Below are 22768 nucleotides of genomic sequence, written 5' to 3'. Positions count from 1 at the left end.
GGGTATTACGCGGATCAGTCGTAACCCGTTGTTCAACAAATGATTGAGACTATCTAAGAATTTCAGGAGATGTGCCGACCGCAGAGAATTGGGAAATATTACCACCGCGCCGCGGCGGCCGCGCGAATCGGGTAACTACGCGCGGGACCCGATAAGCCTCCTCAGCCCCTCGGAAGTGACCTGCCCGAGCGACCCGACAATCAGATCCGCCCCGGCCAAAACGTCGGCCGCGTGCGAACTCGTCAGGCCGATGCACCTCATCCCCGCCCGACGAGCCGCCTCGATCCCCAGCGGCGCGTCTTCGATCACCACGCATTGAGCGGGCGCAAGCGACATCCCCTCGGCCGCACGCAGGAAGACCTCCGGATCGGGCTTGCCACGGGCAACGTCAGCGCCGGTGATGATCGCCCGAAACACATCGGTCAACCCCATCGCCTCGCAGATCATCCGGACATTCTCCGGCGGGCCCGAAGAGCCGATCGCCATCGCGATGCCTTCGGCGGCCAGGTGATCAATCAACTCCTTCGCATCGGGCATCGGTCGTACATCGTGACGGATGATCTCGCGATACAGCGATTCTTTTCGATCGCCGAGCGCTTTCGACCGAGTGGCGTCAGCCTCGCCGAACCATTCGGCAATGATCTCGGAATTGCGCCCGCCGAACGTCGCCTTGAACTGCGCCTCTCTGATCGGCCCGGCGCCGCGCTCTTGCGCCAGCCGCTGCCAGCTCTCGAAGTGCGCGGCCGCGCTGTCGACGAGCACGCCATCCATGTCGAAGATCACGCCCAGCGAATTCAAATCGTTGTCTCCTTTAGTCCGCCGGTCTCCGGCCCTCGTCGCATGACGCGTTCCAACAAAAAGCCCCAGGCAAACGCCCGGGGCTTGAATGATACGAAATCTAAGCGAAATTCCTAAGAATTACGCCGCTATCTTCAGCTTGCTGCGAGCCAGTTCGACAAGCATGTCAAAGGCCGCCGCGTCGTGTATGGCGATCTCGCTGAGCATCTTTCGATTTAGATCGACATTCGCGATCTTCAGGCCGTTGATGAAGCGGCTGTAGCTGATGCCGCGCGTCCGGCACGCACCGGTGATGCGCGTGATCCACAGCGAGCGGAAATCCCGCTTGCGCGCCCGACGATCTCGGAAGGCATACACGCCGGCGCGAAGAACGGTGTCCCGGGCCGATCGAAGCAACTTGCTGCGTCCGCCGTAATAACCCTTGGCGGCCTTGAGCGTCCGCTTCACGCGCTTGTGGTGAGCGACGTGCGTTCGTGTCTTTGGCATCTCTCAAACTCCTCGCGTCGAATCTCGCGCGGAAAAGATATCTCTATGTCTGCGTCAGGCCTGAAGGGCGCGAATGATCTTCGCGCTCAGCTTCGGGTTGTTCAGAATTCCCTTGGACCGCAGCGAGCGCCGGCGATCACCGCTCTTGCCGCTCATCAGGTGGCCCATGTTGGACTTCCGATATTTCACCTTGCCGTTGGCGGTGATCTTCACCCGCTTGGCAAGTCCCTTGTGTCGCTTCATTTTGGGCATCAAACTTCTCCGCTCTTCGCCGGGGCCATGATGGCGAGCCCAATACATTAACCGGTTCCCCCCGGCCAGACAAGCTGCGGAACCGCCTCGATTCAGCCGGTCGAGGCCGCCAGCGCGAGCCCTGGTGAAAGGGCTTGGCCGGCCGAGGCGTGTTTGAGCCTAACGTTATCAAATATAGGTGCTTATGCGAGTATCTGGAGAAGGATGCTGGTTTCAAGCCGGCGATTACCAGATGTAGTCCCCGACCGTCGGCGCCTTGCGATTGAACCGCTCGCAATCCTTCCTCCACCACTTTCGCAGGGTCTTCATGTCCTCTTCCACCCGCTGCGAGCCGTCAACCTCGCGCTGGCCAATCTGGTTCGCCGTCACGTTGACCTTTTCCCATCTGCGTTGAATGCGACGGCGAGAATTGGGATCGTCACAGCCCGCCGAACTCAAAAGGCCCAATGCCAAGAGCAGAAGAAGGCATCGCTGTATCCCGAGGATGTTCCGTCGAGCGCGTGAGTTTCTCGGGTGAAAGATCATCCGTCATGCCTCCGCCAGGCTTGTACGCAGAAGCCGGGACTTCGATGCGGTGGAAAGATTTGTCGATGGCGGCATGGCATTCATTCCCATCGGCGGATTCGAGCCTGTAGCCGTCGGGCTCCCCCTGGCGTTTAATGCGGATATTATGCATCGTAAATACATTATCGGACTATAATACGTCATGTTCCACGTGGAACGTTGTTCTTGTCCACCTATGTAGTCACCTTGGGCACTAGGCGGGGCCGCGGAATGGCTCCGACTGGAGTCAGTGATCGTCGGCCACAACGAGATGGTCGGCGACTCATGCGGCACCCTTAGAGTCGCCAGGGCCTACTCCCCCCATGCCATCAAAGGCATAGAGAATCGCACGTTCCACGTGGAACATCGTTGCCAATCAACCCGATCACAGCTACTCTACGCAGGAATCCGTGTCTCAAACGCTTCGAAATCCTATCGCTTGAGCGCCAGGGAGGGCAATATGTCCAAGGATACAAAACGACTGGGTAGGGGAATCGCTTCCATTATCTCCACGTCTCCCGCAGACGCGCAGGCAGTCCAGGGTCTTCCGGCGCCGACGCCGGCCCCACACACTCCGATTGCCGGGCACCAGCGGCTCGCCATGATCCCCCTGTCGTCCATTCGACCGAACCCCTCCCAGCCACGCCGCGCGTTCGATCAGCAGGCCCTCGAAGCGCTGGCGGAGTCCATGCGACGACGGGGAACGCTTCAGCCGATCGCCCTACGACCTACGGAGTCCGGCTTTGAGCTCATCGCCGGCGAGCGGCGATTCCGTGCCGCCCAGATGGCAGGTCTGGAGTCAATCCCGGCTATCGTTCGGCCGGTCAAGGATGAGGATCTCCTCGAGCTCGCTCTCATCGAAAACATCCAACGCGAGAACCTGAATCCCGTGGAACGAGCCATCGCCTACCGGAATCTCAACATTCAGCACAAGCTCTCCCATGACGAGATTGCTGCCCGAATGGGCGAGGATCGGGCGACCGTTTCCAATTACATGCGATTACTCGGCTTGGATCCCGAGGTGCTCGCACTCGTGGCAGGGGGAGGCCTCTCCATGGGCCACGCCAAGGCACTCTTGGGTATTTCGGATATAAAACATCAGCAATCCTTGGCGGGCAGAATCGTCCGCGAGGGGTGGTCGGTAAGGCAGACCGAAGCCGCGGTGAATAACGCGACAAACAAGGTCGCAAATAAGCCCTCGAAAGAGGTCAAGGTAAGGCCCGCCGTCGCCGACATGGAACGCAAGTTAACGGACGCGCTCGGAACGCGCGTCACCATCAAGGAAGGGCGGCGTCGGCACACGGGAAAAATCACGATAGAATACTACGCGCTCGACGACTTCGAGCGCGTAACCGGGAAGCTGGGGGTCGAACGCGATTCTGCATGATGGCGATCCGCTTACGAGCCGCAGACTTCCGGAGCCGATTGAATTGAATTCATCCAGCCCAGGCACACCTCCGCTCGTCGAAGCCCCGCGCGGCCGCGTATGGGGGCACGTTCTCGTTTCGCTCTCAGCGTGCCTGTTAACCGTCTCGATCCTCGGCTCAGCCGTGTTTCTGACTTACAAGATTTACCAGCGATATCAGCTCACCACGCGCGTCCGCAGCTTCATCAGCTCGCTCGAAAATCGAACGCCCGAAGAGCTCGCCGAGCGGGCCGCGGAGTTGAAGGACCGCCCCAAGGTGGCCCAGCATGTACTTCCGGAGCTGCGCCGGGGCCTGGCGAATGCCCGATCGGACGAGCAGCTTTCGGCCATGATCGAAATCTCCAAGGTGTTTATTTCTCATAAGAGCATCGAGAAGGCGTTGTTTGAATTACGGCGAGATCGCCGGGAGCACATCGCCGGTGAGGCCATCGCGGCCCTTGCCGAGCTTGAGCCGCCCGAATACGCGGCGGAGGTCCTCGGCAAGAGCCTTCAGGGCGCCGAGTCGGGCGAGGTATCGCAGAGCGTCATCGACGAGGCCTGTGCCGGCTTATTGCGACAGGGCGCCCCGGGCCTCGCTGAAATGCAGCGTCGTCTCGGCGAGCTGAGCGTTGACCGCCGAGTCTGGATTGTCGGATATGTACAGGCCGTCGGCGGCCCATACCGCAAGGCCTGGCTGGAAATGTTGTCGGCCGACGCCGAGCCCCGCGTCGCGGATGCCGCGCGCATGGCACTCTCGCCGGCCGAGACCCAGGGTGATTCCGCCGCGGACCCGGTGGCGCGGGCCGGGTCGATGGAGCATTAGTGCGGCGGCGGCCGGACATGGAGTAAGTCAGGCGTGGACTCGGTATTCTTTACATTCCTCTCGCAGTTCTCGTACATCGGCCTGTTCGCGATTCTCTTTATCGCCGGCCTGGGAGTTCCGCTGCCTGAGGACATTCCGCTCCTCGCCGCTGGCTGGCTGGCCTACCGCGGCAGCGCCGATCTATACCTGATGATCCTGACCGGCCTGGCCGGCGTCATGGTGGGCGACTCGCTCATCTTCAGTATGGGCCGCAAATACGGCACGCAAATCGTCGAGCATCGCTGGCTCAAGAGAATCGCCAAGCCCTGGCTGCTCGAACGGGCGCGCACCCTCTATGCCAACCACGGCATCAAGATTCTCTTCGCGGCGAGATTCATGCCCGGTCTGCGATCAGTTCTGTATCTCACCGCCGGCGTGTGCCGGGTTCCCTTCTGGAAGTTCTTCCTGATCGACTCCTGCGCCGCATTGATCTCGGTTCCCTTGTGGGTATGGGCGGGCTACAAGTTCAGTGCCCACATCGACGGCATCCTGGGCGGCACCCGCGTCGCCAGCTACGTCATCGGGGGCGTGTTTGTCCTCGCGCTGATCGCTTGGGGCCTCTACGAGTACTATCACAACCTACGGAAGAAGAACCGCGACGCGCTGGATGCCGCGGCCGCGATCGAGCAAGTCGTCAAGTCGGCCCCGCTCGTCGTGGACCACCCAAAGCATCGCGAGCCCAAGGAGCCACACGCGGCCGCCGGAGCCACCCATCCATAGCGTCCGTCTTCTCCGCTCCTCGCGATATACAAATCCACCGCACCAGTTAACGCAGTAACGCCTTGCGCGGCCTGTTTGCCTAATTACGGCGCAAAGACGACAATAACCCTTCCCATGCACGACGATCCCGTCTCATTTGACATTCCCGTGGAGCGCTCCGCGGCGATGATGCGCGCACTCTGGCGACTGATGGTCGTGGCGGTGATGGTCGGTCTGATGTCGATCGTTCGCCCCGACTGGCGATTGCTCAGGCTGACCGACAGCGCCTCGTTCTTTGCGATGGTCGTCGTGATGGTCCTGCTCGGGGCCCTGTCGGCCTGGCTCTTCTATACTGCCATGCGCTGGCTCATTCTCGCCTGCTGGCCCAAACACGTCGGCATGCGCGTCGGGCCCGATGCAATCGAATTACATCTCGGCCCGTTTGGCGAGTGGCGGTACTTGTGGACCGACATCGCGGCCGACTACGGAAATGCGATGGAGCCGGAGGTTCTGGCCGCCATGCCGGATAACGCCCTGACGCCGCGACTCATGCACCGAAAGGATGGCGATCTCTTCACCGTGATACTGCGGTTTTCGCGGATCGACACGGAGGACTTGGCCAATGCCATGACCCCCTTCGTCCGGCATCGGGGCCGCGAATGATTCCGCCGACCGGTGCGGGGTAATCCGATCCGGACGGGGGATCGCATAAGTTTCCGAGCCCTGGTGGAAACGTCCCAGGCGTGATGGCCGCCACATCCCTCACAACGGGCGGAAAACCGGCGTACGAACGCGATTCACCTGAAATGGCACGAATGTTGCCTTATTCTTATACAATTGACGGGAGGAACGGTGTTCGGGCGTTGGCGATACCCCCTCAAGCTGCCATGCACTCGCCCCAAAGGCCAGATGCATTCTCGCCCGATCCCATTCAGGATAGAAAGGTCCTCACATGCACCCCCCGCTCTCCGGTTGGCTTGGTAATCCGGTCATCCGCCTGCTTGCCAATATCCGCTTCGGCGTGAGCATGATGTTGGTCATCCTCGTCTATGCCTGCGTGGCGTCAGCCCTGCCGCAGGTGCGCGGGGCGCTGGAAATGACGGAGATGGAAATCTTCCGTCACTGGTTGTTCTTCGGCCTGATCGTCGTGCTCGGCATCTCCATCATCACAGCCACCCTCACCAGGATCGCATTCAATCGGTTTAATGCCGGCGTCTTGACCGTCCACACCGGGCTACTCCTTCTGGTGATCGGCTCCATCGTCTACTTCTCCACCAAGATTGAGGGCGACGCGCTGATGATTTCTCCGAAGGTTCAGGTTGTCAGCATCGCCGGTTCCCAGCAACGCGTGATCGCCGAAGTGCTCGCCGAGAAAGGCCAGAAGTGGGAAACCACCATGCCGGCCTTCGGCGGCTCGGCACGGGTCGAAGTCGTGGATGTCGCCCGCGACTCCGCCGGCATCGTCTCCAGCGCCGTCATCACCGCCGCCCTCGGCGCCGAGGAGAAGCAGTTCAGAATCGACAATGGCTCCGCCGGCGACCTGGCCGGGGGGCGGCTCGTTGTTCAATTGCAGCCCGCCGAGCCGGTCAAGACTTTCTATGACAACGAAACAGCGGCGCTCTTCGTCAGAAAGGCCGGTGCCGATCGACCAACGGTCATGCCGATCAAAGGTTTGCCGTTCTTCCGCGAGCGCTACCTCGACGAGGGTTACGTCCTGAAGGACACCGAAGGTCGCGAAGTGCCCTCGAAGCGAACCACGCCGAATCTGACCATCGGCAGCGCGACGATTCCGACGCAATGGTTCGAGCATTGGCGAATGCCGATCGAGCTCGACGCCGGTGAATTGCCGTTCTCGGTTCGCGTGACGGGTTATGTCCCGTACATCTCGCGGTTCGATTCGACCGCCGTGGAGTCATCGACCGGTCCGCAGAATCCGGCGGCCGAAGTCCGCCTGGCCGTCGGCGAGGCATCCATCTCCGAGCCGCTCTTCGCTTTGCAACCTGCCAAGTCGATGATGTCGCGCGGAATTCCCGTCGAATATCGCTGGGCTGCCGACGAAGCCGAGCAGGCCGCCTATCTCAAGCCGATGGCCTCCACCCACGAGCTGTTTGTTCAGGTGATCGACCCGCCGGTGTCGAAGACAATGGCGATCATTCGTGGCCAGAGCATCAAGATCGAAGGCACGCCCTACGAATTATCCATCAAAGACCTACAACCAAACTGGCCGCTGATGACGCCCGGTTTCGAGGGAGCGAGTTCGCCGATGGCGTCGGTCGACGTGACCAACGGTGAGAAGTCCTACAATCGAACCGTCATCCAGCGCTATCCCGCGCTCTCGCAGGACATCGACGAGCAGGGCGTTCGCCACCGCGAGGGCCCTTACGACCCCAATCTCATCCTCAAGTATCGAACCGCCGAGAACGGCTGGGTGACGATCGTCGGCGGACCGAAGCTCACGCCCAGGATCGCCGTCTTCGATCAAACAGGCGCCGCGACCGTGTCGGATGTCGAGCTGGGCAAGTCGCAGCGCGTGTCGATCATGAACACGCCGGTCGATCTAAAGATCGCCAAGCTTCTCGATCGCGCTGCCAGCGTCGAACAGCCGATCATCGAGCCGCTGGAGCGCCGCCGACCCAACCTCGCCGCGCGATCCGTTTCCGCCGTGCGACTGAAGTTCACGCCCAAGGACGGCAAGGGCGACACCGTGACGCGCTGGTGCGTGTTCAGTCAATACCCGCATACCGACGCTCGACCGATTCAACTCCGCGTGCCGGGAGACGAGAGCGACTACGAAGTCATCTTCTCCAGGCTGCCGCGCTCCCTCGGCGCCGCGCTCATCCCCGGCAAGCTCAGCGTCAAGTTTTTCCCGGGACGCCAGAACGTCGAATCCTGGCGGAGCGATTTCTGGGTCAGCACCGGCGAAGACGCAGCGCCGCGCCCCGCCGCCGTCTATACCAATCAGACTTGCGGCGCCGGCCGATGGACCCTCTTCCAGAGCGGGGCGGCCCCTGACCACTGGAGCTACACGATTCTCGGCGTCGGAAACCGAAACGGAATCTGGACGATGCTGATCGGCTGCACGCTCATTCCGCTCGGCTGCTTCTACGCGTTCTATGTGAAGCCCGTGTTGATTCGCGGTCGCCGCAAGAATGGCGCACCGAGGGAATCGAAAGATGATGACGACCGGGCCGCAGCTTCCCGCGGCGGTAACGGTCATTTTGCGACCGACAGGATGGAAGCCGTCGTCAGCCATCCCGAGGAAGAGGTGCACGTATGAAGCCGACCGCACCTGCTGCCGGATTGCCCGCAAGACAAATGAATCTGATCGAGAGGATCGATATGCAACCTAAGCGTCTATTTGCCCTTGGATGTTCACTTTGCCTGATGATCGCAGCCATCGCGGCCCCGGCATCGGGCGACGAGGTCGCATTCGCCGCCTCAGAGAAGGCCGCCGCGATCGACGCGCAAATCGACTGGTCACACGCCCGGCTCATCGCCGTGCAGGACGCCGGGCGCTACAAGACGCTCGACTCCTTCGCCCGCGAGGCGATTCACGAAATGTACGGCAAGGAGCATTTCCCCGGCCTCTCGCCCATGGCCACGATGATGGAGTGGCTCTTCAATCGCGATGCTTATGCCGACTCGCCGGTCCTTCGCATCAAGGACAAAGGCGTTCAGATCCATCTCTCGGCCCACATGCCCGAGGCGGCGCGGCAGCGCATCCAGCAGACCGGCTACATGACCCCGCGCGAGTTCGACGACCCCGTCGTCGCCCAGCGAATCATCGAGCTTGAGCCGATGGCCCCGATGGTTTCGGCCATGCGCCGCGTCCGCGGAACCGAGGCCGTCTTTCGCCACATGGAAGAAATGCTCCGGATTGTGCCGGCCCCGAACGAGGCGCGCGACGCCATGTGGCACACCATCGCCGAGCTTCAGGCGAATCTCCCGCCCGATCTGCTCGCCAAGGCCGGCCGCTCGGCCGATTCCATCGGTGCGCCGATTCCCGGCGTGACCACCGAACAGGCCGTGCGCGGCGTGCAGGCCTGGGCGAAGGTCTGGAGCGCCTGGAAGGAAGGCGATGCGGCGAAGGTGCAGGCGAGCATCGACCAGCTCGCTGAGTTCCTGCCGACCATGGCCGGAGAGGGCGTCTATCCCGCGGAGTCGCAGCGCGCCGCCGAAGCCAGTTATTACTCCTGGGGCAAATTCACCTGGGGCTACTGGTTCTACATGGCGGGCCTGATCTTCAGCATTCCGGCGCTGGTCACCGGCTGGCGCAAGCCGTGGGTCATTTCCATAGCGTTTCTGATGATTGCGATGGGCGTTCACGCCTTTGGGATTGGTCTGCGATGGTATATCCTCGGCCGCATCCCCGTGGCCAACATGTTTGAGGCCATCGTCGGCTCGGCATGGATCGGCATCGCCATCGCCCTTCTCGTTGAGCTCAAATATCGAACCCGCGTCGCGCTCATCGGCGCTCACGCCACCGGTTTCGTCGCGATGATGCTTGCGGGCTTTGTGGTCCCCGGCGGCGGAACGATCACGACCATCATGGGCATCCTCGATGACCTCATGCTGCGCATTCACACGGTCCTGATCATCTCGTCGTATGCCCTCATCTTCGTCGCCGCCATCATCGCGGTGGTCTATCTCTTCAGCTACTACCACCATCGCGCCGCAACCAAGTCCGCGGAGTTCGGCGCGGTCGTCGCCCTCTTCGGCGGCATCGTGCTGGCCATGCTCAACTTCGTCTTCGTCAAGGGGCTTGACCCGTCCGGCGAATACGTGAAGAGTTCCACCGCCACCACCGCCTTCTGGGTAGCCGCGATCGGCTCGCTCGCGCTCCTGCTGATTGTCGTTCGCCCGGACACGTCGCATCGCCTCATTGCCGCCGTCACGGGCTTGTTCCTCGCCTGTCTGACGCTCGCCATCGGCAATCACGGATTCTCGCTCGGCATGGGCTGGGTGATGATCGGCGTCGGCGGTGTTTGGACTCTCGGCAATATCGCGGGTCGAGTCATTCGCGGCGCGGCAAGTCCAATCGGCGCGAATCCCCGCCTCGCGGCCGTCGGCGTCTCAGGGTCGTTCCACGACCTGGCATTGGAAAAGCCCATCCTCGCCGGCGCCCTTCCCGGGGACAAGTCCTCGCCGACCGGCCTACCCATGTGGTTGCAGCATGTCGACTGGAGCCATCTCATCATTCTGAACATGGTCTTCGTCATGCTCTTCGTCGGCACCATCCTCGGCGCCGTCTGGGCAGACTACTCCTGGGGCCGCCCCTGGGGATGGGACCCGAAGGAAGTCTTCGCGCTCAACACGTGGATCGTCTACGCCATTCTCATTCACATGCGATTCGTGACCAAGAACAAGGGCCTGTGGACCGCGTGGCTCAGTGTCGCCGGCTGCCTGATGATGGCCTTCAATTGGTGCTTCGTGAACTTCTACATCGTCGGCCTGCACAGCTATGCATGAGGCACGAATCGGGGACTGAATCAAAGACTTGGACGAAAGAACGACCCTGAAGGACGCGGCCTCCAGGGTCGATATTCAACCGGCGTTGCAAGCCGCTCATCCGCCGGGGTCCGGTGCGGGAGTAGCGACAACCTCCTCGACCACTCGTGATCCGGCTTTCCATCTGCAAGCCTTGTTCGTGCCGTTTCCGGCGGTTCCACAACTGATTCCTTCGTCGCACGCCGTCGTACTGCACGTAGCTGTGGTGCCGCCGGGGAGACCGAAGCAGACACACGAGTTATTGGCGGAGCTCACTATCGTCAAGGCGTCAGCGGAAACCGCGATTGCTGCTCGGTGTGATGCTGCGTCGACCGTAATTTGGAGGATTACGAGTTCGTTTTCCGAGTCGTAATCCAGGTGTCCCGATATCTGAGGATTGCCTTGCGAATCAAAGGCCCCTGCAAAGGTAGGACGATTCTGCTGGTCGGACCCGCACACGACATCGGCAACAACAACGCCGTTCTTCACGAGTTCAGTCGACCCGGCTGCGGAGCGCCAGCGAACCGCGAAGGCATCGCTCCCAAGCTTGTCGCTCCACAGCGTATAGTCCTGCGTTCTATCCAGGACGCTCCACATATCCACGCCGGGAGAATGAAGGGCGTCAAACTGCTTCCAATACTCTTCTCCATCGGTAACAACGAGAATCTTCTGCTGCAGCTAAGTCGTTTGATCAATCGCCAATGCACTGGGCCCAGCGAGAACAAACGCCGTAACCAGACATGACATGATCAGTCTTGTGATATTCACGTAGACCTCCTTTAACAATTGACTCACTATTCCTCGTCAAATCCACAACGAACTTCAGCATGAACCTGCCCGAATCGGCAGGGTCAACCTTCTTTCTGACTCGACCGGACGATGACCTCATTCTTCCGAATCGCTGAGCGCTTCCTGTTGGCGTGTCCCGACGAATGGGAGACTCAAAGTGCGAGAATCCAGGGTCTGCTCGTCAATGTGGATCTTCACAAAGTCCCTGACACGCGTCACTTTGGGTTCCCCCTCACCCTCGCGTTCCAGCGTTTGCCATCGACGCGGCAGCATCTTGTCTTTGTCGAAGTAGTATCGATCAATCCGTATGTAGTTACCCATCTCTTGTTTTTTCGTAACAACGATACAGTCAGAGTCGGATATTCGCTCGTGGATCGGCGAGATTTCGCCCTCGCCAATCACCCCCGCGAAGTAGCCGGCTTTTTCCGAAAACGGTCCGACCCAAGACTGAATGTACGACCCGATCAGGCAATCAGTCGGGTGTCCGAGAATGGCATGTTGGCTCCCGTTCGGATCCGGCGTCCAAGACTCACCGGAGTTCTCCTGAACCGCGAATACGGCGGGGTACTGCAGCAGAACACTCTTCAACGGAAGCCCGTTTTCCGGGCGCCAAACCGCACGATACTCACTCATCACACCGTTCTTGAACAGAAACGCGGTGTCCGGACGGTCGAGATCGCAGCTTTCCGTATTGCTGAGGTCGTAGACTCGGGTTCTCAGGAGGGCCGGCGCCATCTCCGTGAGGACTCGCAAGCGATGGGGTTCGGCGCGTATTTCGACTTCCATGACCAGCGAGCGCGCACTCTTCAGGGTCCCGGCGACCCTTTCGGCGAGATCACGGCGAATTGCATCGTTGTTTTCCGAACGCTTGGTACTGGCGCGTTGGCTCGCCTGCTGATGAAGCGCGTCGCCTGATGCCAAACCGAGAATGAGGTAGCTAACAAGGGCGGGAAACATGCGGCTTGCCTCCTTTCCAGCCTCTGCGACAGTGGCAACATAATACCCACGCCCGCCATGTCAAGCCTCGCACGCGATCATTCACTCTCGCTGCGCGCCGGGGTTTGCCGCAAAAGGACATTTCATAGTGGCGTCGACTCGGTCACTCGCTTTCCGACCGCCCGCGCGGGCGATCATCTCGGTTCGCGGAGGATCGATGCATGGGCTATCATTTGCCCATGCATTCCCGATCCCGCGTCATCATCTTCGACATGGACGGCACCCTCACCGTCCCCGCCCTCGACTTCGACCGCATGCGCGCCGAAATCGGCATCACCAAGGGATCGCTGCTCGAAGAGTTGGAGACCATGTCCCCGGCGCAAAGGGCACGGGCCGAGGAAATTGTTCATCGCCACGAGGCCGATGCCGCCGCGTCGAGCATCCTGCAGCCCGGCGCAAAGGATGTGGTCGCCGCCATCAGAAGATTCGGATTTCCTGTTGCGCTCATGACGCGGAATTCTCGCGTATCTGTAAGGGCGTTTCAGGATCGGCATGGGATTGCCTTCGACCTGATCCGCACGCGCGAGGACGGCGTCTGCAAACCATCGCCGCAGCCGGTCCACGAAATCTGCGGCACCCTCGGCGGCAAGCCCTCCGATGCCTGGGTCATCGGCGACTTTCACTACGACATCCTCTGCGGAAACGCCGCCGGCGCGACGACGGTCCTCATGTGGAGCGAGACGGGCCCCCTGCCCGAGTGGTCCGGCGAGGCGAATCATGTGATTCGAAAGCTGGGAGAGTTGCTGAGCCTACTTGGAATGGCCTGACAAGGCGCTGGGCAGCGCCGCGACGCTTGAAAACGGCGCGGTCGTTGAGCAAGAGTACAGATTGCGATGACTTCACGATTGAAAATCCCACGGCCCAGTAATCCGACGTCGCCGGTGCGGACCGGCTCCAGCCCTGTTTCACGTAAAACCACCCAAAATGCCACTCGCCCCAACACGTGCCCGCCACAACGGTTACAAGCGTCCGCGAGCCCGTGTGTCACCTTATGTCACTCTGGCGATTCGCGTTTGGAAGGCCTAATCTACTTCATCCCGGCGATGCTGGGCCGTAGTCCCGGACGGATCATGGGCAGGAGAGACAGTTGAACATCCATCGATTCCTTGCGGCGTTTCTCCCCCTTTTTTCAGCGGCGTGCTCATTCGCCGACGAGGGCGTGCCCACGTCAAGCGCTCCGGCACAGGTCTCCGAGGCCGACGCTGCCGAGAAACTTTCCTCCGGCGATAAGGAGACCGACGAGATTCTCGATCGTCTCGAGTCGCAGGGCGCGGCCATCAAGGGCCTCAAGTGCAAGCTCCACTATGAATACGTGATGAGAGAGCCCGTCGAGTCCCGGCATATCAAGGAAGGCGACCTGCTCTTCACCCGGGGCGAGCCGAATTCAAAGTTCCTCGTTCACTTCAAAAAGAAAATCGCCGACGGCGTGGTCAGCGAGTCAGGCGAGTATTTCGCCTTCGACGGCCGATGGCTCACCGAGCGGAATGACCGTTCCAAGAAGATCATCAAGCGCGAGATCGCCCGCGAAAGTGAGAAGACCGATCCCTTCCGCATCGGCCACGGGCCGTTTCCATTGCCCTTCGGACAGAAGCGGGATGACATCCTGCGGAGCTTCAAAGTCAAGCTTCAGCCGTTCACACTAGGTGATCCACTCCAAAGTCGGCATCTCAACTGCGTGCCGATTCCCAATACCGACCTGGCATCCCGCTACACGCGCGTGGAGATTTACATCAACAAGCGCAGCGGCCTCCCCGTCCGCATCGTGACCGAACGGGTTAAGGACGGGAACCGGATCGAGGTGGACTTCAACGACGTCGACACCAACGAGGCCCCCGCCGCCTCGCGCTTCGCCATCGAGGAGCCGAAAGAGTTCATCGTGACCGTTGAGCCTCTGGAGCCCGGAAAGAACCTGGTCAACCCGGCGGAGATGGAGTAACCGTGCAAAGGCCCCGACGAAATCTCATCGCCCGCGCGGCTCTCGCCTTTTCCGCGTGGGCCATGCTCGTCTCGGGTTGCGATCAGATCCCGCGCAACTCCACCGAGAAGAACAATCTCGCCGCGTTGCAGAAGGTCACCATCTCCATCACCGGCCGCACGTCGTACGCCGCCTACATCGCCGATCAGGACCACACCCGGCAGCTCGGATTGATGAATGTCACCGAGGAAGAGCTGCCCGAAGACCAGGGGATGATCTTCGTCTTCAGCTCCGACATGCATCTGAACTTCTGGATGCGCAACACGATCATCCCCCTCGACATCGCTTACATCCGCTCGGACGGGACCATCGTTAAGACCTACACGATGGAGCCGCTCAACGAAATGGGATATCCGTCGATCGAGCCGGCCAGATTTGCATTGGAAACGCGCGCGGGCCAGTTCGCCGCCCACGGCATTCAGGCAGGCGACCACGTCGAGCTACCGCAATCTTTCTTTGAAGATTAGACCGGACGTCATCGGCTCGCGGGCCGGCTCGTGGCAGCGAGGTCCTCAATCGGGGGCATGCCGAGCTTTCGTCGGATGATGTTGTAAGTGCCCGGGTACATCTGCGGACCGATCCGCTCGGCCACATCCTTGATGATCTCCGGGAACTTGCGCGGAATGTCGAGGCGCTTGGACGTCAGGTCGCGCCGATACACGTCGTAGACCTGTTTGGCACGGTTGAAATACCGCACGGCTTCCTCGTCTTCGTCGTAGGCATATTGCTTGAGCCCGCCGAGAATCAGATTCTCAATGCGCGCCGTGGCCTTGACGAGGTCCAGATTCTTCTTGTCCTCGATGAACTGCTTTTCGAGGAACTTGTTGTATCCCCCCGCGTACATCGGATCGTCGTAATACTTGCGGAGGAAGTCGAACATCTCCCGCCCCTTGTCGTCCATGCCCAATTCGCTGTAACGAAGGATGGCATTGCGTGCGAAACCGACGAAACCGGTCATGAAGTTGATCGAGATCGGCGTCCCCTGGTTTTCTTCCCGGAGATACTCCTTGGAATCCCGCTGATAAGCCTCAAACAAGACAGGCGCCATGCGGATGTCGGGTCCGAAGTTCGGCGGCTCCCCCAGATCGGCCTGGCGGCTCATCGCCATACGACCGCCGTAGAACATTTTCTGAAGACAGAAGAACTCGATTCGGGTGGTGTTGAGTCTGTGTATGTCCACCAGACTATGCGTTTCGAGTCCCTTTTCGATTCCCATATTGGCCCAGTAAAGGGCGTGTGTCTGGGCCAGCCGAAAATCGAGCGTGACGCCAAGTCCCTTCTGCAATTCCACGATCCGCGCCGGATCGAGCTTGAGTTCACTTCGTAGCCGATGCGCACGCCAGAAGTTCTCGACCGCCTTCCGCGCGGACTCGGTTTTCGGGTCCTCCATGAGCTTTCGCAATGCGGCCAACCGCGTTTCCTTCATCCCCTCGGGCGTGTTGGGAATCTGAAGCGTGCCGTCGCGAAGACCCTTGAGCAGCCCGAGATAGACGCCGCTTACGGACGAATCGAATTCAAAGCCCTTCAATGTCTCAATAAAAACTGCAACATCCGGCCGCTCCTTGAGCAGTGTGTCGAAGTTCTGCGGCGCATCGGCCAGCGACTGAAAGTCGTAGTCCCGATAGAAGTCGCCGCGCACCCGGCCCGGTCGAACGTAGTCATCCGGCGGCTGTCCCAGGATGTCTTCCACGATGAGGGCGAACTGGAGTTTGTAGTACGAGTGCCACTCGTCCATCGTGTCGCCGACCTTGTGGAAGAGAATCCACGCCAGTTCGCGGTAGAGCTGGGTGTTGGTCGGATTGAGCGGGATGCCTCTGTCACGAATGAGTTCGTAGCCGTTGCGCACCCATCGCCATCGCTCCTCCGGCGACTTGAGCGTCACGGAAATGTTGTAGGCCATGTTCCAACCCTGAAACGCCCAGACCGGGGCGAACTTGGGTTGAAGTTCGCAGATCATTTCCGAAAGCTGATAGGCATCGAAGAAGTGCCCTTCCTCCTTGAGCTTGGTCGCCCGAATCCAGAGGTAATCGACCAAAGGAGCGCGTCCGAGGGCGAGGATCGGCGTCAGCAGCATCGAAGGTCGGATGGTGCTGGGCAGCGGCGGGAGCGCCAGATTGTATTCATAGCGCAGCGAATTCGTCGGCCCCGCGCGCCAGACGGCAAGCGCGCCGACAGCCACCGAAGCAATTAAGAAAAACGTCCTGCGAGTGCCTGGTCTGATCACGGGGAGATTATATGGCGGACGAGAGGGGCGCGGAATCTCGGCGGATTATTCGAGGAAATTGCAGCTTTGACAGGCAAATCAAAAATCGAGACCGGCCCTTGCCGGAATGCTGTTCCGACAAGGGCCGGGTCGGTTGTGACACAAATCAGCGATTACGACGGCGATTCGTTCGCCGCAGGGCAATCCAGGCAGTGAGCATGATCGGCATCAACATGGTCGTGCCGGTTCCGCAGAGACCGCACGGCATCATCGCCCCATCGCCGCCCATACCGCCGCCGCCTCCGTCACCGCCGCCGCCGTTACCGCCGTCACCGCCGCCGGGAGGCGCCGGAGCAACATTGTATCGCAGGACGCGGCTGTTCAAGCGGTCTCCGGCGTACAGATTGCCCGCCGAATCAGCGACCACGCCGCCCACATCGTTGATGCTATCGGCGCTGATGCCGCCCTTGTTGACGGTATTGGTGGTGAAGTCACCCTGCTGACCGAAGACGCGGTCTGCCGTGGAGTCGGTCAGCGGATTGGTAAACTCCAGGATTCGCATATTCACGGAGTCGGCGATGTACATGTTGCCGCTCACTGGATCGACACAGACACTGACCGGCGTGCTCAGGCTCGTCGCGCTGACGCCGCCGTTGTTTGCCGTATCGGTGGTGAAACTCGGCTGCCCGTACACGCGTGCGGCGACCTGACCATTCTGCAACGGGGCCAGGTAGAGCAGGACGCGGTTGTTGAACTCGTCGCAGACGTAGAGATTGCCCGCGGCATCCAGGGCGCATCCGCTGGCGCGATTGATGGTGTTTGCGGCCGGGGTGCCGCCCTGATTCGAGTCGCCGCTGGTGAAGTTCGGCTGGCCGATGACCAGGTCGGCGGTGGTATCGCCGGCGCCCGCGGCGGGGGTGTTGTATCGCAGGACGCGACTTAAGAAGCGATCGGCGAGATATAGATTGTCGTTGGCATCAACGGCGACGCCTTCAGGGTTGCCGAGATTGTCGGCGGTCGCGGCATTCATCGCGGCCTGATTGGCGGTGGTGAAGCTGCCCGCCTGGCCGAAGACCTGCACGGCGTTCATGCCGTTGGTGAAAGGCGGGTCGAAGCGGAGAATTCGCTTGTTGTCGGTGTCGGCCACATAGAGCCGACTGGCTGAGTCGACGGCGACGCCCCGCGGACCGCTGATTGTGTTCTGAGCGGGATTCGCACCACCCCGGTTGCTTTGGATTCCGGTGAAATCGGCCTGACCGATCACAACGTCCGCCGATTCGCCGTTAATGAAGGCGGCCGCATTGACGAAGCCGAGAACTCGATTGTTGGAGGTATCGGCGACCCAGAGCCTGCCGGACACGTTGTCGACCGTGAGGCCGCGGTTGCCGTTCATGGTCGCCGCGGTTCCGTTGGCGCCGCCCTGATTCGCCAGGTTTGTGGTGAAAGTCGTCTGTCCGATGACCGCGTCGGCGGTGGTGTTCTCCGGCGCAGCCCATGCCGAACTCGTCGCCGTCAGTGCGGCCCATGCCATGAAGCAAACAACCTGAAACTGCTTTCGGTGACTCATGATCTTAATTCCTCTGGGAGTCCGTTGGCCCATCCTCGCCTTCTTCAGGGAGCCGGCGTCCTTCAGGCCGCCGATCAACTGCCTCCCGGAATCCTGGGGACAGGCACGGGTTATGTCCGAACCGTCGAATCAAATCGACCAACCTTGATCAACGCGAGGGAGCATTGCGGGCGAGGTAGCCGTACACCCATTCATGCGACTCAGGCTGATCGACTTTCACGATGAATCAAAGGAATACCCTTTTGGGGCCGGCGAGTTCGACCCCGGGCTCGGTATCCTATTATGCGATACACCCTTGTGGAAGCAAATTGGGGCACTCCTCGATCCCCACGCCAACCTGCGTGCCGGCAATTCGTGCCGGACATTCCGGTCCGCGGAAGCGTGGCTAAGAAGTAATGCGTAAAAGGAAAAAAGAAAGCAGCAGAGTGGTCCGTAAGCCGAATTCTGTGCCCTGTGGATGGGCCGCGAAGGCCAATACACTGGGCGGCGACCATTTCTCTGGGCCGACGGTTACCCATCGGCTCTAGCACCCTACCCGCAATGACGCGCAACTGACGAGGAGGAGCCAAGTCAGCCATCGCACGGAACGGGCCGTTCCGCGAGACCTTCGACGCCTGGGTCCCAGAGGTCCGGGTGCGCCGAAATCTCCTCACTGCTTACGTGGGCTTGCTGGCGGTGGGGTTTACCCTGCCACGCCCGTCACCGGACGTGCGGTGCGCTCTTACCGCACCATTTCACCCTTGCCGGACCGACTCTCGCAAGAGCCGAAGGAGCAGGAATTGCTCCGATGACTCCACAATCGTCGGCCTTGGGCGGTGTCTTTTCTGTGGCACTTTCCCTGGCATTGCTGCCGGTGGCCGTTAGCCATCACCGTGCCCTGTCCAGTTCGGACTTTCCTCCCGAAGATCGAGCGTTCCCTTTTTGAGGGCCCGCACGACTTCGAGCGGCCGCCTGTCCCACTCTGCTGCTTACCCTATTCTAGGATTGTCGACAGGCCAATGAAACCAATTTTGAGATCGAAACGCTTCAGGAATAGACGGAAACGGGGCGGCGATGTCTTGAGTCGGGACAGGAATCGCACCCTTGCCGGAGCCGGACTTCGTAAAGCAATTGTAACTGCCCCGAACCGTCGAGGAAGTCGGCCACTCGGCATCCCATCAGAAGGATTACTGGACGTGTCAGCCGCCGGCGAAGTGGCCCGCGCGCGCAAATACTGTTATATTCATCGGTAATAAGAGTTCACTTGGACCTGCATCCCCTGACTATCCGGCATGCCATTGGGAGATTCGTCATGGCGAAGAAGGGACGATCCCGTCAACAGACACCGAGCAAAAAGCCAGAAGGCGCGCCGCGAACTGCCCCAAGCGCTCCGCGTAACGTCGAGGGCGACGGCATCTCCGGTGGTGCGTTTATCACCGGCGCCGTGCTGCTTCTGGTGGCCGTCGGCGTCACCGGCGTTTTGGTGGCCAATCATTTGAATGCCCTGAGTCTTCCGGGTTGTCGGCCGGGCGGCGCCTGCGATCAAGCCGCGGCGAGTCCATGGGGCAAGTTACCGGGGACGACGTGGCCGATCTCGTTCGTGGGGCTCGCATATTTCCTGGGGCTGCTGGTGACCTGGCTTTCGAGCAAGTCGTCGGGTGTTTCGGCGCCGCTGAAGCTGGTCGTTCGGTTCGGCGTACTGCTCTCACTGATGTATCTGATCGTGCTTCTCGTCGAGAAGCATCTTTGCTGGTATTGCATCGCGACGCATGCGTCGAATCTGTTGTTCTGGCTGGTGATTGAAAACTGTCGCGTTCGGCCGGGACAGGCGGCCGCCTGGCGTCCGGTCGGAACGATGGCGGTGGTTTTTCTTCTCGGCTCAGCGGCGCTGGGGGCGACCGAGTGGCGCGGCAAGAAGGCCGAAGAGACTCGTCAGGAAACACAACTCGCGGAGTCTACGCAGGAGATCATTCAGTCGGCCTCGCAGCCCGCGCCGGTCGAGGACACCGGAACGACGTCCATCTCTGAAACGGCCGTGGTGGAGCGTCCGTGGAAGGGCGGATTTGCCGGGCGCTATCGCTGGGGACCGGAAGTGGCCGCGGTGCGCATCGTGATGATCACCGATTATCAGTGCCCCGATTGCAAGCGCAGCGAGACGGACCTCTTGAAGATTATGAACGCGCGAAGCGATGTGTCGGTCACGATCAAGCATTTTCCGTTTTGCAAGGACTGCAATAAGGGCGTGAGCGAGACGCTTCACCCCAATGCCTGCTGGGCGGCGCGTGCGGCGGAGACGGCCGGCATCCTCCGCGGCCCCGAGGGTTTCTGGGAGATGCATAAGCATCTGTTCGATACCGGTGGGGCATTCACCAGCGAACAGCTAAATGAGACGCTGAACCGGTTTGGATATGACCGCGGTCAGTTCATCGACATCATGAGCGGCCAGACGACGCTGAACCTGGTGCAGCAGGACATTCAGGAAGCCCTCTGGCTGGGTCTGCATTACACGCCGATGATCTTCATCAACGGCAAGGAGTTAAAGGGCGTTTTTGCCTTCGAGGCCCTGAGCCGAGCCGTGACGGACGTCTTGGCCACCAATCCGACTCCGAGCACTTCCGAACTCGATCAGCCGCCGCCCGCGATGGAGAAGTATGTCAACGACTGGAAGGAAGGCCCGATGCTGTTGCCCGGCGACGATATTCAGTCCTGGCCCATGGGCGTTCAGCAGGCTCCCGCGTTGCACGTTGTGATGTGGGGAGACTATCAGGAACCGAATACGGCGATGGCGGATGAGATCATTCGCAAGTACGTCTCGGGACGCAAGGACGCGCAATACGTGTTTCGCCACTACCCGGTGAACCAGAAGTGCAATCCGAAGAGCCAGCTCACTCGTCACGAAAACGCGTGCCGCATGTCGCAGGCGGCCGAGGCGGCGGGCATGGTTTACGGGAGCGACGGGTTCTGGAAGGTGCACGAATGGCTGATGAAGAATCAGGCCAACTATACAGACGCCAACCTGCGCGCCGCCGTCGAGGGCATGGGATTCCTGGCCGATCCGCTCTTCGCCAAGATGGACAGCCCCGAAGTCGCCCAGGGAATCAAGTTTGACTGCGAGACCGGAAAAGCCCTCGGCCTCACCAGCATTCCCTTCATTTTCGTGAATCAGCGATTCGTGCCGCGTTGGTATCGCCGCGAGGAGCGGATCCTGGAGCGCGTCTTTGAAGCGGCACTGAAGGAGAGCGAGGAAGCGAAATCCCAACAGGCCGCCGCGCCGGCGGCGCCCGTTGCCGCGCCGTAACGTTCGACCTCAATGATTCTGGGGGTCCGGCATTCGCCGCGGGCTGACGGCCTGCGAATCAGGCGGATTCCTTGCGGAGCTTGGTCTCTTCCATTCGGGCGGATGACTCACCCCGTACGACGGCGTCGGTGATGACGTAGCGGCCTTCCATGCCCGGCTCGGGCAAGTTGAACATGATGTCCAGCATGAGGTCTTCGACGACGCCGCGAAGTGCGCGAGCGCCCGTCTTGCGCTCCAGCGCGCGGCGGGATATCTCGTGGAGGGCCAAGTCGGTGAACTCCAGGATGCTCCCGGAGATTTCAAACATCTTGCAATACTGCCGGACCAGGGCATTTTTCGGTTCGGTGAGAATCTTCACCAGGGCGTCTTCGTTCAGCGGGCCGAGGGTCGAAACGATCGGCAAACGACCGACGAACTCGGGAATCATGCCGTATTCAACGAGGTCTTCCGGGGCCACCTGGGCCAAAAGCTCCGTCCGGGCGTCGATGGCGTCCTGTTCGCCGACATCCTCGGTGGCGAAGCCGATGCACTTACCGCCGACGCGGCGCTTGATGGTCTCCTCAATTCCCGAGAAGGTGCCGCCGCAGATGAAGAGGATGTGCGACGTGTCCATCTGAATGTATTGCTGCTCGGGGTGCTTTCGACCGCCCTGGGGCGGGATATTCGCGACCGTGCCCTCGAGCATCTTGAGCAGCGCCTGCTGCACGCCTTCGCCGGAGACGTCGCGCGTGATGCTGACGTTGCCGGCGCTTCGGGCGATTTTATCTATCTCGTCGATGTAAACGATGCCGCGCTGAGCTGTTTCGAGATCGAAGTCGGCGCACTGAAGAAGTCGCAGAAGCACGTTCTCGACGTCTTCACCGACGTAGCCGGCCTCGGTCAACGTCGTCGCATCGCCGATCGAAAGGGGGACATCGAGAATGCGGGCGAGACTCTTGGCCAGAAGCGTCTTGCCTGAACCGGTGGGGCCGATGAGCAGGATGTTGCTCTTCTCGATTTCGACGTCGTCGATTTCGGCGCGATCGGTGTAGCCGAGGCGCTTGTAGTGATTGTGGACGGCGACGGCGAGCGCGCGCTTGGCATGATCCTGGCCGACGACGTACTGATCGAGGAAGCTCTTGATCTCAAGCGGCGTCGGGATCTTATGGAAGAGCGGCTTGACGCCACCGGCGCGGCGCTTCTCCTGTTTGATGATGTTGTGGCACAGATCGACGCAGTTGGAACAAATGAAGGCGTCGCCCGGTCCTTCGACCATGGGCCCGACCTCGCGGTGCGTCTTTCCGCAGAAACTACACGTGCTCGACTTGCGTCGCCTGATGTTTCCGCTGGCGGACATCCCGCCGCGCGTGGTGTTGTCGCCGGAACCGCCGTTTCCCTTCGATCCATTCTTCAAGGGCAGAATCCTTATTGGTTGGCCATGGTGCGTTGC

Annotated in this window: 18 protein-coding genes and 1 other RNA gene; 10 read left to right on the top strand and 9 right to left on the bottom strand. The window is 60.7% G+C overall.

Translation table 11 applies throughout. From position 1 onward, the window contains the following. Positions 1-135: 135 nt before the first annotated feature. From HS101_08585 to HS101_08570, 4 genes are all read right to left on the bottom strand, one after another. On the bottom strand, positions 136-798 hold the full coding sequence (locus HS101_08585; protein MBE7506325.1) for an HAD family phosphatase: 663 nt from the start codon (positions 796-798) through the stop codon (positions 136-138). A gap of 120 nt (positions 799-918) precedes the next feature. Beyond that, positions 919-1284 (bottom strand): 50S ribosomal protein L20, encoded by a 366-nt coding sequence (gene rplT, locus HS101_08580; GenBank protein ID MBE7506324.1) that lies wholly within the window; start codon positions 1282-1284, stop codon positions 919-921. Positions 1285-1338: 54 nt separating this feature from the next. Beyond that, positions 1339-1536: a 50S ribosomal protein L35 gene (gene rpmI, locus HS101_08575; GenBank protein MBE7506323.1), complete on the bottom strand. Its 198-nt coding sequence runs from the start codon at positions 1534-1536 to the stop codon at positions 1339-1341. A 225-nt stretch (positions 1537-1761) separates the two neighbouring features. Continuing rightward, positions 1762-2061, bottom strand: coding sequence for a hypothetical protein (locus tag HS101_08570; protein MBE7506322.1), 300 nt, complete (start codon positions 2059-2061; stop codon positions 1762-1764). Between the two features lie 478 nt (positions 2062-2539). On the opposite strand from HS101_08570, the gene HS101_08565 reads away from it, so the two are divergent. From HS101_08565 to ccsA, 6 genes are all read left to right on the top strand, one after another. Next, positions 2540-3466 carry a ParB/RepB/Spo0J family partition protein gene (locus tag HS101_08565; protein MBE7506321.1) on the top strand — a complete coding sequence of 309 codons (927 nt, stop codon included), beginning with the start codon at positions 2540-2542 and terminating at the stop codon, positions 3464-3466. A gap of 43 nt (positions 3467-3509) precedes the next feature. Next, positions 3510-4307, top strand: a complete 798-nt coding sequence (locus HS101_08560) for a hypothetical protein (GenBank protein ID MBE7506320.1) — start codon at positions 3510-3512, stop codon at positions 4305-4307. Between the two features lie 33 nt (positions 4308-4340). Next, positions 4341-5066, top strand: coding sequence for a DedA family protein (locus HS101_08555; protein MBE7506319.1), 726 nt, complete (start codon positions 4341-4343; stop codon positions 5064-5066). Positions 5067-5180: 114 nt separating this feature from the next. Beyond that, the gene (locus tag HS101_08550; protein MBE7506318.1) at positions 5181-5708 is read left to right on the top strand and encodes a hypothetical protein; all 528 of its coding nucleotides are present in this window, start codon (positions 5181-5183) and stop codon (positions 5706-5708) included. A gap of 289 nt (positions 5709-5997) precedes the next feature. Then, positions 5998-8322, top strand: coding sequence for a hypothetical protein (locus HS101_08545; protein MBE7506317.1), 2325 nt, complete (start codon positions 5998-6000; stop codon positions 8320-8322). A 107-nt stretch (positions 8323-8429) separates the two neighbouring features. Further along, positions 8430-10514 carry a cytochrome c biogenesis protein CcsA gene (gene ccsA, locus HS101_08540; GenBank protein ID MBE7506316.1) on the top strand — a complete coding sequence of 695 codons (2085 nt, stop codon included), beginning with the start codon at positions 8430-8432 and terminating at the stop codon, positions 10512-10514. A 903-nt stretch (positions 10515-11417) separates the two neighbouring features. Here ccsA and HS101_08535 read toward each other — a convergent pair. Further along, entirely contained in the window at positions 11418-12278 is an 861-nt protein-coding gene (locus HS101_08535) for a hypothetical protein (GenBank protein MBE7506315.1), read from the bottom strand. Positions 12279-12478: 200 nt separating this feature from the next. Between HS101_08535 and HS101_08530 the strand changes: the two genes are divergently transcribed. The 3 genes from HS101_08530 to HS101_08520 all read left to right on the top strand — a co-directional run bounded on the left by HS101_08530 (position 12479) and on the right by HS101_08520 (position 14759). After that, positions 12479-13084: an HAD family hydrolase gene (locus HS101_08530; protein MBE7506314.1), complete on the top strand. Its 606-nt coding sequence runs from the start codon at positions 12479-12481 to the stop codon at positions 13082-13084. Positions 13085-13404: 320 nt separating this feature from the next. Further along, complete coding sequence (locus HS101_08525) at positions 13405-14253, top strand: hypothetical protein (protein MBE7506313.1); 849 nt, start codon at positions 13405-13407, stop codon at positions 14251-14253. Positions 14254-14255: 2 nt separating this feature from the next. Further along, the gene (locus tag HS101_08520; GenBank protein ID MBE7506312.1) at positions 14256-14759 is read left to right on the top strand and encodes a DUF192 domain-containing protein; all 504 of its coding nucleotides are present in this window, start codon (positions 14256-14258) and stop codon (positions 14757-14759) included. 8 nt (positions 14760-14767) lie between these two features. Here the strand turns inward: HS101_08520 and HS101_08515 are convergent, their stop codons facing one another. From HS101_08515 to rnpB, 3 genes are all read right to left on the bottom strand, one after another. After that, on the bottom strand, positions 14768-16471 hold the full coding sequence (locus HS101_08515) for a hypothetical protein (protein MBE7506311.1): 1704 nt from the start codon (positions 16469-16471) through the stop codon (positions 14768-14770). Positions 16472-16661: 190 nt separating this feature from the next. Next, entirely contained in the window at positions 16662-18062 is a 1401-nt protein-coding gene (locus HS101_08510; protein MBE7506310.1) for a hypothetical protein, read from the bottom strand. A gap of 418 nt (positions 18063-18480) precedes the next feature. Further along, an RNA gene (gene rnpB / locus HS101_08505) (RNase P RNA component class A) lies at positions 18481-19025 on the bottom strand. 328 nt (positions 19026-19353) lie between these two features. Here rnpB and HS101_08500 point away from each other — a divergent pair. Next, positions 19354-21339, top strand: a complete 1986-nt coding sequence (locus HS101_08500) for a DsbA family protein (protein MBE7506309.1) — start codon at positions 19354-19356, stop codon at positions 21337-21339. A 58-nt stretch (positions 21340-21397) separates the two neighbouring features. On the opposite strand, the gene clpX is transcribed toward HS101_08500, so the two are convergent. After that, positions 21398-22675 (bottom strand): ATP-dependent Clp protease ATP-binding subunit ClpX, encoded by a 1278-nt coding sequence (clpX, locus tag HS101_08495; protein ID MBE7506308.1) that lies wholly within the window; start codon positions 22673-22675, stop codon positions 21398-21400. Between the last annotated feature and the right edge of the window lie 93 nt (positions 22676-22768).

The organism is Planctomycetia bacterium, from assembly GCA_015075745.1.
GTDB lineage: Bacteria > Planctomycetota > Phycisphaerae > UBA1845 > UTPLA1 > UTPLA1.
This window is presented reverse-complemented; position numbering and strand designations above follow the sequence as displayed.

Coding starts and splice junctions, on each gene's coding strand:
- rplT (MBE7506324.1), bottom strand. CDS start 1,284: ATGCCAAAGACACGAACGCACGTCGCTCACCACAAGCGCGTGAAGCGG.
- rpmI (MBE7506323.1), bottom strand. CDS start 1,536: ATGCCCAAAATGAAGCGACACAAGGGACTTGCCAAGCGGGTGAAGATC.
- HS101_08570 (MBE7506322.1), bottom strand. CDS start 2,061: ATGATCTTTCACCCGAGAAACTCACGCGCTCGACGGAACATCCTCGGG.
- HS101_08565 (MBE7506321.1), top strand. CDS start 2,540: ATGTCCAAGGATACAAAACGACTGGGTAGGGGAATCGCTTCCATTATC.
- HS101_08550 (MBE7506318.1), top strand. CDS start 5,181: ATGCACGACGATCCCGTCTCATTTGACATTCCCGTGGAGCGCTCCGCG.
- HS101_08545 (MBE7506317.1), top strand. CDS start 5,998: ATGCACCCCCCGCTCTCCGGTTGGCTTGGTAATCCGGTCATCCGCCTG.
- ccsA (MBE7506316.1), top strand. CDS start 8,430: ATGATCGCAGCCATCGCGGCCCCGGCATCGGGCGACGAGGTCGCATTC.
- HS101_08535 (MBE7506315.1), bottom strand. CDS start 12,278: ATGTTTCCCGCCCTTGTTAGCTACCTCATTCTCGGTTTGGCATCAGGC.
- HS101_08530 (MBE7506314.1), top strand. CDS start 12,479: ATGGGCTATCATTTGCCCATGCATTCCCGATCCCGCGTCATCATCTTC.
- HS101_08510 (MBE7506310.1), bottom strand. CDS start 18,062: ATGAGTCACCGAAAGCAGTTTCAGGTTGTTTGCTTCATGGCATGGGCC.
- HS101_08500 (MBE7506309.1), top strand. CDS start 19,354: ATGGCGAAGAAGGGACGATCCCGTCAACAGACACCGAGCAAAAAGCCA.
- clpX (MBE7506308.1), bottom strand. CDS start 22,675: ATGTCCGCCAGCGGAAACATCAGGCGACGCAAGTCGAGCACGTGTAGT.